General features: G+C 72.2%; 11 protein-coding genes and 1 pseudogene. 4 read left to right on the top strand and 8 right to left on the bottom strand.

All coding sequences use genetic code 11. The features are described 5' to 3' along the window. Nucleotides 1-2 precede the first annotated feature (2 nt). Nucleotides 3-890 carry a succinate--CoA ligase subunit alpha gene (sucD, locus tag JQN83_RS16185; protein WP_208567983.1) on the top strand — a complete coding sequence of 296 codons (888 nt, stop codon included), beginning with the start codon at nucleotides 3-5 and terminating at the stop codon, nucleotides 888-890. 69 nt (nucleotides 891-959) lie between these two features. Here the strand turns inward: sucD and JQN83_RS16190 are convergent, their stop codons facing one another. After that, nucleotides 960-1,217 (bottom strand): hypothetical protein, encoded by a 258-nt coding sequence (locus tag JQN83_RS16190; protein WP_208567984.1) that lies wholly within the window; start codon nucleotides 1,215-1,217, stop codon nucleotides 960-962. Nucleotides 1,218-1,373: 156 nt separating this feature from the next. Between JQN83_RS16190 and JQN83_RS16195 the strand changes: the two are divergent. Then, a pseudogene (locus JQN83_RS16195) lies at nucleotides 1,374-2,648 on the top strand (cell division protein PerM); the annotation flags it as partial. 458 nt (nucleotides 2,649-3,106) lie between these two features. Here JQN83_RS16195 and JQN83_RS16200 read toward each other — a convergent pair. Together JQN83_RS16200 and JQN83_RS16205 are read right to left on the bottom strand one after the other, a co-directional pair. After that, a complete protein-coding gene (locus JQN83_RS16200) occupies nucleotides 3,107-3,721 on the bottom strand; it encodes a DUF4190 domain-containing protein (RefSeq protein ID WP_208567985.1) in 615 nt (204 codons plus the stop codon). A gap of 26 nt (nucleotides 3,722-3,747) precedes the next feature. Beyond that, the gene (locus JQN83_RS16205; protein WP_208567986.1) at nucleotides 3,748-4,044 is read right to left on the bottom strand and encodes a CD225/dispanin family protein; all 297 of its coding nucleotides are present in this window, start codon (nucleotides 4,042-4,044) and stop codon (nucleotides 3,748-3,750) included. A 185-nt stretch (nucleotides 4,045-4,229) separates the two neighbouring features. Here JQN83_RS16205 and purN point away from each other — a divergent pair, with 185 nt between their 5' ends. Together purN and purH are read left to right on the top strand one after the other, a co-directional pair. Then, the gene (gene purN, locus JQN83_RS16210; RefSeq protein WP_208567987.1) at nucleotides 4,230-4,850 is read left to right on the top strand and encodes a phosphoribosylglycinamide formyltransferase; all 621 of its coding nucleotides are present in this window, start codon (nucleotides 4,230-4,232) and stop codon (nucleotides 4,848-4,850) included. Further along, on the top strand, nucleotides 4,847-6,418 hold the full coding sequence (gene purH / locus JQN83_RS16215; RefSeq protein ID WP_208567988.1) for a bifunctional phosphoribosylaminoimidazolecarboxamide formyltransferase/IMP cyclohydrolase: 1,572 nt from the start codon (nucleotides 4,847-4,849) through the stop codon (nucleotides 6,416-6,418). Before purN ends, purH begins: the two co-directional genes overlap by 4 nt. A 170-nt stretch (nucleotides 6,419-6,588) precedes the next feature. Here the strand turns inward: purH and JQN83_RS16220 are convergent, their stop codons facing one another. The 5 genes from JQN83_RS16220 to JQN83_RS16240 all read right to left on the bottom strand — a co-directional run bounded on the left by JQN83_RS16220 (nucleotide 6,589) and on the right by JQN83_RS16240 (nucleotide 12,546). Continuing rightward, nucleotides 6,589-7,626 carry an ABC transporter ATP-binding protein gene (locus tag JQN83_RS16220; RefSeq protein ID WP_208567989.1) on the bottom strand — a complete coding sequence of 346 codons (1,038 nt, stop codon included), beginning with the start codon at nucleotides 7,624-7,626 and terminating at the stop codon, nucleotides 6,589-6,591. After that, nucleotides 7,610-8,647 (bottom strand): ABC transporter ATP-binding protein, encoded by a 1,038-nt coding sequence (locus tag JQN83_RS16225; RefSeq protein WP_208567990.1) that lies wholly within the window; start codon nucleotides 8,645-8,647, stop codon nucleotides 7,610-7,612. The genes JQN83_RS16220 and JQN83_RS16225 overlap by 17 nt, the downstream gene beginning before the upstream one ends. Nucleotides 8,648-8,813: 166 nt before the next feature. After that, nucleotides 8,814-9,770: an ABC transporter permease gene (locus JQN83_RS16230; protein WP_208567991.1), complete on the bottom strand. Its 957-nt coding sequence runs from the start codon at nucleotides 9,768-9,770 to the stop codon at nucleotides 8,814-8,816. 18 nt (nucleotides 9,771-9,788) lie between these two features. Continuing rightward, nucleotides 9,789-10,727, bottom strand: a complete 939-nt coding sequence (locus JQN83_RS16235) for an ABC transporter permease (RefSeq protein ID WP_208567992.1) — start codon at nucleotides 10,725-10,727, stop codon at nucleotides 9,789-9,791. A gap of 214 nt (nucleotides 10,728-10,941) precedes the next feature. Continuing rightward, entirely contained in the window at nucleotides 10,942-12,546 is a 1,605-nt protein-coding gene (locus JQN83_RS16240) for a peptide ABC transporter substrate-binding protein (RefSeq protein ID WP_208567993.1), read from the bottom strand. Nucleotides 12,547-12,952 lie beyond the last annotated feature (406 nt).

Here is a 12,952-nt window from a genome sequence, read left to right on the forward strand (position 1 = left end):
CGATGGCGATCTGGCTGACCAAGGAGTCCAAGGTCATCGTGCAGGGGATGACCGGTTCCGAGGGTTCCAAGCACACCCGGCGGATGCTCGCCGCCGGCACCAACGTCGTCGGCGGGGTCAACCCGCGCAAGGCCGGCACCACCGTCGACTTCGACGGCACCGAGCTGCCGGTCTTCGCCTCCGTCGCGGACGCGATGCGGGAGACCGGGGCGGACGTCACGGTGATCTTCGTACCGCCGCAGTTCACCAAGGGCGCGGTGGTCGAGGCGATCGACGCGCAGATCCCGCTCGCCGTGGTGATCACCGAGGGCGTGCCGGTGCACGACACCGCCTCGTTCTGGGCGTACAACGTGGCCAAGGGGGAGCAGACCCGGATCATCGGGCCGAACTGCCCCGGCATCGCCTCGCCCGGCGCGTCCAACGCCGGCATCATCCCGGCCGACATCACCGGCTCCGGCCGGATCGGCCTGGTCAGCAAGAGCGGCACGCTGACCTACCAGATGATGTACGAGCTGCGCGACATCGGCTTCTCCACCTGCGTCGGCATCGGTGGCGACCCGATCATCGGGACCACCCACATCGACGCGCTCGCCGCGTTCGAGGCCGACCCGGAGACCGACGCGATCGTCATGATCGGCGAGATCGGCGGCGACGCCGAGGAGCGGGCCGCCGACTTCATCAAGGACAACGTCACCAAGCCGGTGGTCGGCTACATCGCCGGCTTCACCGCGCCCCCGGGCAAGACCATGGGGCACGCCGGCGCGATCATCTCCGGCTCGGCGGGCACCGCCGAGGCCAAGCAGCAGGCGCTGGAGGCGGTCGGGGTCAAGGTCGGCAAGACCCCGACCGAGACCGCCAAGCTGATGCGGGAGCTGATGTCCGGCCGCTGAGCCGTGGGCTGCACCAGCCCGAACGGGCGACGCACAGCTGAAGGGGGCGACCGGAGACGGTCGGCCCCTTCAGTTGTTCCAGAGCGGGTAGTTCCCGCTGGCCCGCCAGATCGCGGTGCCGATGATGTTGATCACGCCGAACGCGATGGCCAGGTAACCGAGCAGCGGCGACTGGCCGTACCGCTTGGCGTCGCGGATCGACAGGTAACCGAAGACGATGCCCAGGATGCCGCAGCAGATCAGGCCGAGGACGATGCCGAGCACCCCCCAGAGCGTGGTGCGGTCCCGCCCGGCCGCAGCCGGTGGCGGTGGGTATGGAGCATTCACGGCTTCCTCCGGGCGATCGGTGCCGCGACTTCGGTCGCGTCCCTGCGCCGAGGCTAGACCGGATCGGGGGCCCATGGCGGTGGATCACGGAACTCGCCGGAGCCGGGCGGCCCCGGCGGGCAGCCACCACCGGCGCGGCGTGCCAGAGTAGACCCGATGTCCTCGATCACCCCTGATCAGCCCCGCCGTCCCAGCGGTGCCCGTGCCGGCGGCCGGCCGCCGGGCCGTGCCGGTGGTGCCCGGGTGCCCGCCCCCCGTCGACCGGAGCAGCCCGGACGCTCCCGGGCGCCGTTGCCGGTCGCCGCCGGGGTGGCCGCCGCCGGTGCCGCCGTCACCTCCTATCTGCCGGTGGCGGTGGTGCTCGGGCTGGCCCAGTTCACCGAGGACGCCGGCTCGGTGGTCGGTGCGCTGCGGGCCGGGCTCGCCGGTTGGCTGCTCGGCCACGGGGTGCCGCTGGGGACCACCGCCGGCCCGATCGGCCTCGTCCCGCTGGCGCTCTCGGTGTTCGCGTGCTGGCGGCTGAGCCGGGCCGGGGTGCACGCCAGCCGGGCGGTCGGCGCGCGCGGCGGCCGGTCCCCCCGGCAGGCGGCCACCGTCGCCGTCGCGGTCGGCATCGGGTACGCCCTGTTCGGCGTCCTGGCCGCGCTGCTGGTCGACAGCACCGGCCTGCGGGTCTCCCCGGTCCGGTCCGGGCTGACCCTGCTGCTCTTCGGCACGGTGGCGGCCCTGGTCGGGGCGGCACGCACCACCGGGGCGGCCGGCCTGCTGGCCGAGCGTGCGCCGGCGGTGCTGCGCGACGGTGTCCGTACCGGCCTGGTCGCCGCTCTGCTGCTGCTCGGGGCGGGTGCCGTGGCGGCCGGCCTGGCGGTGGCGACCGGCGGGGGAGACGCCGCCGACCTGATCGGGGCCTACCGGACCGGGGTGGCCGGGCAGGCCGGCATCACCCTGGTCAGCCTGGCCTACGCACCGAACGCCACCGTCTGGTCCACCGCCTACCTGCTCGGCCCCGGGTTCGCCGTCGGCACCGGCACGGCGATCCGCCTCAGCGAGGTGTCCGTCGGGTCGCTGCCGGCCGTACCGCTGCTCGCCGGCCTGCCCAGCGGCCCGGTCGACGGGCTCGGTGCGGCGCTGCTGGCGGTGCCGGTGCTGGCCGGCATGACGGCGGGTTGGCTGCTCGGCCGCCGGCTGCTCCGCCCGGACCCCGACGACCGGGCCGGGCCGGACTGGCCGGCGCTGCTCGGCCCGGCGGCGCTCGCCGGGCCGGTGGTCGGCCTGGTCGTCGGGCTCGCCGCGGTGGCCTCCGGCGGATCGCTCGGCGGCGGCCGGCTGGCCGAGATCGGCCCGGTGCCGTGGCAGGTGGCGGCAGTGGCCACCGCCGTGGTCGCGGTCGGCGCGCTGCTCGGGGCCGCTGCCGCCAAGGTGCTCGACCGTCCGTCGTCGGCCCGCCCACCCGCCCGGCCGCGGTCGCCCGTCACCCGCCCCCGGCCGGCTGCGGACCGGCCGGGCCCGGCCGAGGACCGGTCGCGTACGGGCCGGGACCGCCCCCGATCAGCCGGCGACCGGCCGCCCCGCCCGGTCGTCGACTGAGCCTCTGCTCCTGCCGGCTGCGCGGTCCTGCCGGCTGCGCCGCGCCGCGCACCCTGCTGCCGGCCGCGCGGCCCGGCCGGCCTGGCCGGGCCGACCTCGCCGTCTCGTTCCGGCCCGGCGGTCTCGCAGTGCTGCCGGCCTGGCCGTCTCGTTCCGGCCCGCCGGTCTGGCCTGGCCGTCTCGTGCCGGCCCGGCGGTCTGGCCTGGCCGTCTCATGCCGGCCCGGCGGTCTCGCGGTGCTGCCGGTTTACGGCGAGGGGCGCCCCGGACGGTGCCGGGACGCCCCTCGATGTCGCGCCCGGTCAGGGCGAGGTGGGCAGCGTGAAGCTGCCGATGAGGTTGAGCAGCAGCAGCAGGATGCCGAGCCCGACCGCGATCGCGCCGCAGATCAGGCCGGCCTTGGCCTGACCGGCGTTGCTGGCCAGACCCTGGTTGGCCTTCTGCATCCCCAGCCAACCGGTGATCACCGCGCCGATGCCGAGCGGGATGCCCAGGAAGAGGCAGCAGAGCAGCGGAAGCGACGCGATGCCGAGGATCAGCGACACCAGGCCGAGGGTGTTCTGCTGCCCCTGCGGCGCCGGATAACCGGCCCCCGGATAGGAGGCCGCCGCGGCGTACGGCTGCTGCCCGTAGGGGTCCTTGTGGACGGGCTGGCCGTACGGGTCCGGCTGGAAGGGCTGCTCGTACGGCTGACCCGAGGTGGGCTGGGGGCCGTACGGGTCGTGCGGGGGCTGCCCGTACTGCGGAGGCTGCCCGTACTGGGGCTGCTCGCCGTACGGTGCCGCCGGTTGCTGCCCGTACGGTGCCTGCGGCGCGGCGTACGGGTCCTGCGGCTGGCCCGAGACGGGCTGCTGCCCGTACGGATCGTGCGGGGGCTGCTGGCCGTACGGGTCGTGGCCGGGGTTTCCGGGCTGCATCTCGGCTGCTCCTCAGTCGTGGGCCGTCAGTAGCTGCTGGTGCTGCTGCCGTCGATCGCACCCATCACACCACCGAAGATGCAGCACAGCAGCACGATGACGAGCCACACACCACCGATGATGAAGGCCAGCTTCGACCACTTCTTGGACTCGCGGGCGGCGGCCTCGGCACCCGCGTAGTCGCCCTGCTGCAGGGCCGGGTTGACCTTGGATGCGTTGATGATGGCGGGGATCGCCAGCGGCCAGAAGAAGAAGATGGCCACGATCGACGGGGTCATGTTGTTGTTGATCGGCTGCTGCGGGTTGGGGTAGCCGGGCTGCATCTGTGGTACTCCTCGTTCACGTCGGTACGGCGTCCGTACCTGATCATTGGCTATGGGGTGCGGTGGCGGGCGCGGCCCGGCCACCGGGCGACCGGCAGCGTACCGTGTCCGGGCGACACGCGTGATCACCCGAAACGTCGCCGCCCGCAGGATGGGCGTGCCGACCTGCCCGCTAGGGTGGCCGGGTGACCGAGCCCGCGCCCGTCGCCCGCCTCGTCGTCCTCGTCTCCGGCTCCGGCAGCAACCTCCAGGCGCTGCTGGACGCCGCCGCCGACCCCGGCTACGGGGCCCGGGTGGTGGCCGTCGGTGCCGACCGGGACGGCATCGTCGGGCTGGACCGCGCCGCCGCCGCCGGGGTGCCGACCTTCGTCGACCGGGTGAAGGACCACCCCACCCGCGCCGACTGGGACAAGGCCCTCACCGCGCACGTCGCCGAGCACCGGCCCGACCTGGTGATCTCCGCCGGTTTCCTGAAGTTGGTCGGGCCGCAGTTCCTGGCGGCGTTCGGCGACCGCTACCTCAACACGCACAACACGCTGCTGCCGGCGTTCCCCGGCATCCACGGCCCCCGGGACGCGCTCGCCTACGGCGTCAAGGTCACCGGGGCCACCCTCTTCTTCGTCGACGCCGGGATGGACACCGGCCCGATCGTCGCGCAGGTCGCGGTGCCGGTCCTCGACGACGACGACGAGGAGACGCTCACCGAGCGCATCAAGCAAGCCGAGCGCCGCCAGCTCGTCGAGCAGGTCGGTCGCCTGGTCCGTTCAGGTTGGACGATCACCGGAAGAAAGGTCACCGTTCCGTGAGTGCCCCGCAGGACTCCCGCCGCCCGATCAGGCGGGCACTGGTCAGCGTCTACGACAAGAGTGGTCTGGTCGAGCTGGCCCGCGCGTTGCACGGGGCCGGGGTGGAGATCGTCTCGACCGGTTCCACCGCCTCGACGATCTCCGGCGCGGGCGTGCCGGTGACCCCGGTCGAGCAGGTGACCGGCTTCCCCGAGATCCTTGACGGCCGGGTCAAGACCCTGCATCCCAAGATCCACGGCGGTCTCCTGGCCGACCTGCGCAAGGACTCGCACGGCGCGCAGCTCGACGAGCACGGCATCGCCGGCATCGACGTCCTGGTCTCCAACCTCTACCCGTTCCAGGAGACCGTTGCCTCCGGCGCGTCGGCGGACGAGTGCGTCGAGCAGATCGACATCGGTGGGCCGGCGATGGTCCGGGCCGCCGCCAAGAACCACGCCTCGGTGGCCGTGGTGACCGACCCGGCCGCGTACCCGGCGCTGGTCGCCGCGCTGGCCGAGGGCGGTTTCACGCTGGCCCAGCGGCGGGCGCTCGCGGCCCGCGCGTTCGCCGACATCGCCGAGTACGACGTCGCGGTCGCCGACTGGTTCGCCGGCACCGCCGCCCCCGCCGAGGACGGCTGGCCGCACTTCGCCGGGCTGGCCCTGCGCCGGCAGGCGACGCTGCGCTACGGCGAGAACCCGCACCAGGGCGCCGCCGTCTACGCCGACCCGGGCAGCCCGCCGGGGCTGGCCCAGGCCGAGCAGTTGCACGGCAAGGAGATGTCCTACAACAACTACGTCGACGCGGACGCCGCCTGGCGGGCCGCGAACGACTTCCCCGACCAGCCGGCGGTGGCGGTCATCAAGCACGCCAACCCGTGCGGCATCGCCGTCGGCGCGGACGTCGCCGAGGCGCACCGCAAGGCCCACGCCTGCGACCCGGTCTCCGCGTTCGGCGGGGTGATCGCCGTCAACCGGCCGGTCTCGGTGGAGCTGGCCGGGCAGGTCGCGGAGATCTTCACCGAGGTGCTGGTGGCACCGGACTTCGAGCCCGGCGCGGTGGAGATCCTCCAGGGCAAGAAGAACATCCGGCTGCTGCGCGCCCCGGCCTTCGCCCCGCTGCCGGCCGAGTGGCGGCAGGTCACCGGTGGTGTCCTCGTGCAGCAGCGGGACCGGATCGACGCCGAGGGCGACGACCCGGCCAACTGGAAGCTGGCCACCGGCGAGGCCGCCGACGAGGCGACCCTGCGGGACCTGGTGCTGGCCTGGCGGGCGGTCCGCGCGGTGAAGAGCAACGCGATCCTGCTGGCCCGCGACGGCGCGTCGGTCGGGGTGGGGATGGGTCAGGTCAACCGGGTCGACTCGGCCCGGCTGGCGGTCAGCCGGGCCGGTGCGGAGCGGGCCCGGGGTTCCGTCGCCGCCTCGGACGCCTTCTTCCCGTTCGCCGACGGCGCGCAGATCCTGATCGACGCCGGGGTGAAGGCGATCGTCCAGCCCGGCGGGTCGATCCGCGACGAGGACACCATCGCCGCCTGCCAGCAGGCCGGCGTCACCATGTACCTCACCGCCACCCGGCACTTCTTCCACTGATCCACCCCGGCCGGGCGGGCCGCTGCTCCACCCCGGCCGGCCACTGCTCCACCCCGGCCGGGCGGGCCGCCACCGGCCGGCCCGGCGTACCGCCTGCGTGATCACCTACGGCCGAGCGGCACCCGGTGTGTGCTCGGCCGTAGGTGTCCGCGCGGCGCGGTGACCGGTGGTCAGGCCCCGCCCGGCGGGTCGCGTAGGGCGGCGAAGTGGCAGGCGCTGGGGTGGGGGTCGGCGGGCCGGGGGACGGTCGGCGGGTCTTCCCGGGCGCAGATGTCCTCGGCTTTCCAGCAGCGGGTGCGGAAGTGGCAGCCGGACGGCGGGTCGGCCGGGCTGGGCACGTCGCCGGTCAGCCGGATGATGCCGGTGGCGTCGCGGGCGGCCGGGTCGGGCACCGGCACCGCGGACAGCAGCGCCTGGGTGTACGGGTGGGTGGCCCGTTCGTAGATCTCCTCCTCGGTGCCGATCTCGACGATCCGGCCCAGGTACATCACCGCCACCCGGTCGCAGATGTGCCGGACCACCGACAGGTCGTGCGCGATGAACACGTACGACAGGCCCAGCTCGTCCTGGAGTTGCCCCAACAGGTTGATGACCTGGGCCTGGATCGAGACGTCCAGGGCGGAGACCGGCTCGTCGCAGACGATCACCTCGGGGCGCAGGGCGAGCGCCCGGGCGATGCCGATGCGTTGCCGCTGACCGCCGGAGAACTGGTGCGGGTAGCGGTTGACGTGCTCGGGGTTCAGCCCGACCAGGTCCAGCAACTCCTGCACCCGGCCGCGTTTGCTGCCCTTGGGTGCGGCGTCGGGGTGGATGTCGAACGGCTCGCCGATGATGTCGCCCACCGTCATCCGGGGGTTCAGCGAGGTGTACGGGTCCTGCATCACCATCTGCATGTTGCGCCGCAGCCGGCGCAGTTCGCCCCCGGAGGCGGAGAGCAGGTCGCGGCCCTCCAGGGTGGCCCGGCCGGAGGTCGGCGTCTCCAGCCGCATCAGCAGCCGGGCGAGGGTCGACTTGCCGCAGCCGGACTCGCCGACGATGCCGAGTGTCTCGCCCCGACGCAGCACGAAGCTGACCCCGTCGACCGCCCGGACCGCGCCGACCTGCCGTTGGAAGAGCACGCCCCGGGTGATCGGGAAGTGTTTGACCAGGTCGTCGACGGCGAGGATGGTCTCGCCCCGGACCTTGGCCGGGCTAGCGGGCGCGGTCATCGTGGACCTCCTGCGCGAAGTGGCACGCGCTGGTCCGGCCGTCGGCGAGGACCAGGTCGTCCGGCACCACGTCCACGCAGACCTGCTGCACGTACGGGCATCGGGGGTGGAACGGGCAGCCGGTGGGGATCCGCATCAGGTTCGGTGGCAGTCCCCGGATCGTGGCCAGCTCCCGGCCGCGCACGTCCAGCCGGGGAATCGAGGCCAGCAACCCCTTGGTGTACGGGTGGGCCGGTGCCCGGTACAACGCGTGGACGTCGGCGTGCTCGACGATCCGGCCGGCGTACATGACGGCGATCCGGTCCGCGACGCCGGCCACCACCCCCAGGTCGTGGGTGATCAGGATCATCGCCATGTCGAGGTCGCGCCGCAGGTCGGCCAGCAGGTCCATGATCTGGGCCTGCACGGTGACGTCGAGGGCGGTGGTCGGTTCGTCGGCGATCAGCACCTTCGGGTCCAGCGCCAGCGCCATGGCGATCATGACGCGTTGCCGCATCCCGCCGGAGAACTGGTGCGGGTGGTCGCCGAGCCGCCCGGCCGCCCCGGGGATGCGCACCAGGTCCATCAGTTCGACGGTCCGCCGTCGGGCGTCGGCGCGGGACATCCCGGCGCGGTGTCGCAGCGTCTCGCCGATCTGCCAGCCGACCGGGAAGACCGGGTTCAACGCCGACAGGGCGTCCTGGAAGATCATCGCGATCTCCTTGCCGCGTACCTGCCGGCGTTGCTCCTCGGGCAGGGTGAGCAGATCGCGGCCCCGGTAGCGGATCTGCCCGGAACGGATCACCGCCGGTGGGGTGTCCAGGATGCCCATGACCGCCTGGGCGGTGACCGACTTGCCGGAGCCGGACTCACCGAGCACGGCCAGCGTCTCACCCGGGTCCAGGTGGTAGGAGACCCCGTTGATCACCTTGGCCACCCCCTCGCCGGTGCGGAACTCGACGTGCAGGTCCCGTACCTCCAGCAGGTGACCGCCGGGCGGGGTGGGTGAGGCCGGCGTGGGCCGGACCGCGGACTCGGTCACCGGATCTGCCTCTCGCTCGCGACTGCGGGACCCGCTGCGGGCGTGCGGGGCGTGGGTGCCGGGCCCGTTGCGGGCGGGGGCGCTGTGGCCGGCACGGGCGTGCGGGGCGTGGGTGCCGGGCCCGTTGCGGGCGTGCGGGGTGGGGGCGCTGTGGCCGGCACGGTGCTCACCGCAGCTTCGGGTCGAAGGCGTCGCGGATCGCGTCGCCCAGCATGATGAAGGCCAGCACGGTCAGCGCGAGGAAGGCGGACGGGACGACCAGCGGGGTCGCCGACTCGCGCATGTGCACCCGGCCGGCGTCGATCTCGATGCCCCAGGAGATGGTGGGCGCCTTCAGTCCGATGCCCAGGAAGCTCAGGGTCGCCTCGGCGGCGATGAACGAACCGAGCGCGATGGTCAGCACCACGATCGCCGGGGCGAGCGCGTTGGGCAGGATGTGCCGCCACATGATCCGGCCGTTGCCCGCGCCGAGCATCCGGGCGGCGGCGACGTAGTCCTGCTCCTTGGCGGTGATCACCGAGGAGCGCACCACCCGGGCGGCGGTGGTCCAACCGAGCACCGCCAACACGAAGATCACCGCGAACAGCCGGACCGTGTCGCTGCTGGTGCTGACCCGCTTGAGCAGCACGATCGCGGCGAGCAGCAGCGGGATGCCGAGCACGATGTCGATCACCCGGGAGAGCACCGCGTCGACCCAGCGGCCGAAGTAGCCGGCCACCATCCCGACGACCAGCGCGATGATCCCGGTGAGCAGCGCGGAGAGCGCGCCCACCAGCAGCGAGGCGCGGGCCCCGTAGACCGCCCGGGCGTACGTGTCGCAGCCCTGGAAGTCGTACCCGAAGATGGCCCCGCCGGACGCCCCGGCGTGCTGGCGGGACAGCACGCAGTCGCGCGGGTCGTTGGCGGTGAACAGCGACGGCACGGCGGCCATCGCGGCGACCAGCACGACCAGCACCAGACTGATCCAGAAGACCGGCTTGCGGCGCAGCTCACGCCAGGCGTCCCCGGCCAGGCTGCGGGGTTTCTGCGGTACGCCGACCCGGTCGGGGGTGCCGGGCTCACCGGAGACCCCCCGGCGGGCGGACTGGTCCTCCGTCGCCGCCACCGTCTCGAAGTCGCTCATGCCCGTACCTCGTCGCGCTCACTCATAGCGGATCCTCGGATCGAGTACGGCGTACAGGACGTCCACCACCAGGTTGGCGACGAGGTAGACGACGACGAGCACGCTGACGATGCCCACCACCAGCGGGCCGTCCTCGGTGCGGATGCCCCGGAACAGGTTGAAGCCCACCCCCGGGATGTTGAACACGCCCTCGGTGATGATCGCGCCGCTCATCAGGTTGCCCAGCTCGACGCCGAGGAAGGTGATCACGGGGATGAGCGAGTTACGCAGTACGTGCACCCCGATGATCCGCCGCCGGACCAGCCCCTTCGACCGGGCGGTGCGGACGTAGTCGGCGCGCAGGTTCTCGGCGACCGAGGTCCGGGTCAGCCGCAGCGCGGTGGCCAGCGACAGCGAGCCGAGCACGATGCCGGGCAGCAGCAGGGCCCACAGGTCGGGGTCGGCGCCGGCGGTCGGGGGGAAGATCGGCCAGCGGACGCCGAGCAGGTACTGCGCGAGCGGGGCCAGCACGATGGTGGGGATGCCCAGCACCAGCAGGGTCAGCACCAGCGTGGCGTTGTCGAAGAGGCTGGCCCGGCGGATGCCGGCGAGCACCCCGGCGGTGACCCCGAACAGGATCGTCACGGCCATCGCGATCACGGCCAGCTTGACGGTGACCGGCCAGGCGGCGGCGAGGATGTCCCCGATCGACCGGCCGGTCAGCGACTGGCCGAGGTCACCCTGGAGCAGGTTCTTGAGATAGTCGAGGTAGCGGTAGAAGAAGCCGCCGATCCCGGTCCGGTCGAGGTGGAACTTCTCCGTGAGGTACGCCCGCTGGGCCGGGGTGACCGGCCGTTCGCCGGCCAGCGCCTGGATCGGGTCGCCCTGGCCGGCGAACATCAGGGCGTACACGATCAGCGTGGTCCCGAAGAAGGCGAGGACCATCTGGAGCAGACGCCGCAGAACGAAGCGGAACATACTGTGCAGTCTTGCTGATAAGGGGCGGGGACGGAGGCGGGTCGGGCCACCGTCCACCGATGACCCGACCCGTTGCTCCCGTCGGCGGCCCCGTTGCCGCCGACGTACCCTGCACGTGCCGGTCGGCCGTTCGCCGCCGCCGCGCCTTCACCTGCCGGCGGCCGTCCGCGGCCGACGCCCCTTCACCTGCTGGCGGCCGTTCGCGCCGCCCGGACTAGCTGACCGCCTCGATCTTCAGCAGGTCGATCCGGTCGAAGAGGTCCATCTGGACGTTCTTTACCTTGGTCGAGTGGCCGAAGTTGTTCTGGCCGTAGCGCAGCGGGATCACCGGCAGGTCCTTGGCCAGCAGGTCCTCCGCCGCCTGGTACTTCGCGATCGCGGCCTCCTCGTTCGGGGCCTTGGCGCCCTCGACGAGCAGCTTGTCGAACTCCGGGTTGCTGTAGCCGTAGTAGTTCGACGAACCGTTCGTGCTGTACAGCGGGCCGAGGTAGTTCTCCATCGACGGGTAGTCCATCACCCAGCCCATCCGGAACAGCCCCACCGGCTGCTTCGCCTTGACCTTGGTCAGCAGGTCGGCGAACTTGGGCTCGGCGGTGCCGACGCACTCCACGCCCAGGTTGGCCTTGAGCTGGTTGCAGGTCGCGTCGATCCAGTCCTTGTGCCCGCCGTCGCCGTTGTACGACAGCTCGATCTTCTTCGGGCCGCCGGCCGCCTCGTACGCCGACTTCGCCTTGGCCGGGTCGAACTCGCCGGCCGCGCCGATGGTGTTCTCCCGGTAGCCCGCGACCACCGGCGAGACGAACGAGCGGGCCGGCTGCTGCGAGTCCTTGAAGATCGACTTGGTGATCTCGTCCCGGTCGATCGCCATCGAGATGGCCTTGCGCACCTCGGGCTTGCTGAACTCCTTCTGGAAGGTCGGGAAGGCCAGCACCTGCAACGACGACGCCGGGCTCTGCTGGAACCGGTCGCCCAGGTCGGTCGCGGCGGTCGACAGGTTCTCGGTCGGGATCGTCTTGATCACGTCGAGGTTGTCCGACAGCACGTCCGCGTACGCGGCGGTGGGCTGCTGGTAGATCCGGAACTCGACCCCGCCCACCTTCGGCTGCTCGCCGGGGAAGGCGTCGTAGCGCTCCACCTCGACCTTGGCGTCGTGCTGCCAGGAGCCCTTCATCCGGAACGGGCCCTGCCCGATCGGGGCCTGCTCGTAGCCCTCCTTCAGCGTGCCGGGCCCCGAGAAGGCGGCCTTCGGCAGCGGGTAGAAGGCGGTGTACCCGAGCATCGTCTTGAACTCGCTGTACGGCTCGGTCAGCGTGACGGTGAAGGTCAGGTCGTCGACCTTCTTCAGCCCGGACAGCCGCTCGGCGGCCGGCTTGTCGCCCTGCAGGTCGGCGTACCCGGCGATCTTCTCGAAGAAGTAGCTGGAGTTCTGCCCGTTGGGGGCGTACGCGCCGTAGTTCCAGGCGTCGAGGTAGTTGTCGGCGGTGACCTTCTCGCCGTTGTGGAAGGTGTAGCCGTCCTTGAGCTTGACCGTCCAGACCCTGTTGTCCGACGAGGTGACCGACTCGGCCGCCACCTCGTAGGGCTTGTTGGCCTCGTCGTAGTCGACCAGCGGGCTGAACAGGGCGGCGAGCACCTGCGAACCGCTGGTCTCGTTGGTGTTGGTCGGCACCAGGTGCTGCGGCTCGGCGATCTCGATCCGCACGGCCGCGTTGGGGTCGGACTGACCGGTTCCGCTGCCGCCGCCCGAGCCGCAGGCCGCCAGGCCCAGGGTCACCGCGAGCGGGAGAGCGGTCCAGGCAGCAAGCCTGCGCACACGCATGGGGGTCTCCTCATCTCATTACGTAGCGCAGCCGGACCCGGCGCTGGGTGACTCTGCGCAACGTCCGGTAACGGTAGGTCGGGATCGGCCCGACGACAACGGAAGCGTTGCGAACGGATAACGGACCACCGGCAATGGCCTTGCGGTTGCTCTGCTCGCCTGGTATCAGGGGGCAGCGATTTTAGCTGCTCAATATGGGCGTGGAGAGGGCGTCGGATGCCTGCGGATGGTCTAGCGGTCGCCGTGGGGGATTACGCGTCGCCTGTCCGGCCCGCAGTCGATGTGGGGTCTTCCGTCCGCCACGACGTCGTGGCCTGCCCCACTTTGGGTGACACAAAGTGACCATTGGCACGTCACTTAAAGTGACGGCTGCCCCGTCGCCGGCTCGCCGTCCGCCGGCCGTGAG

Origin of the sequence: Micromonospora antibiotica, assembly GCF_017599305.1 — a bacterium.
Lineage (GTDB): Bacteria > Actinomycetota > Actinomycetes > Mycobacteriales > Micromonosporaceae > Micromonospora > Micromonospora antibiotica.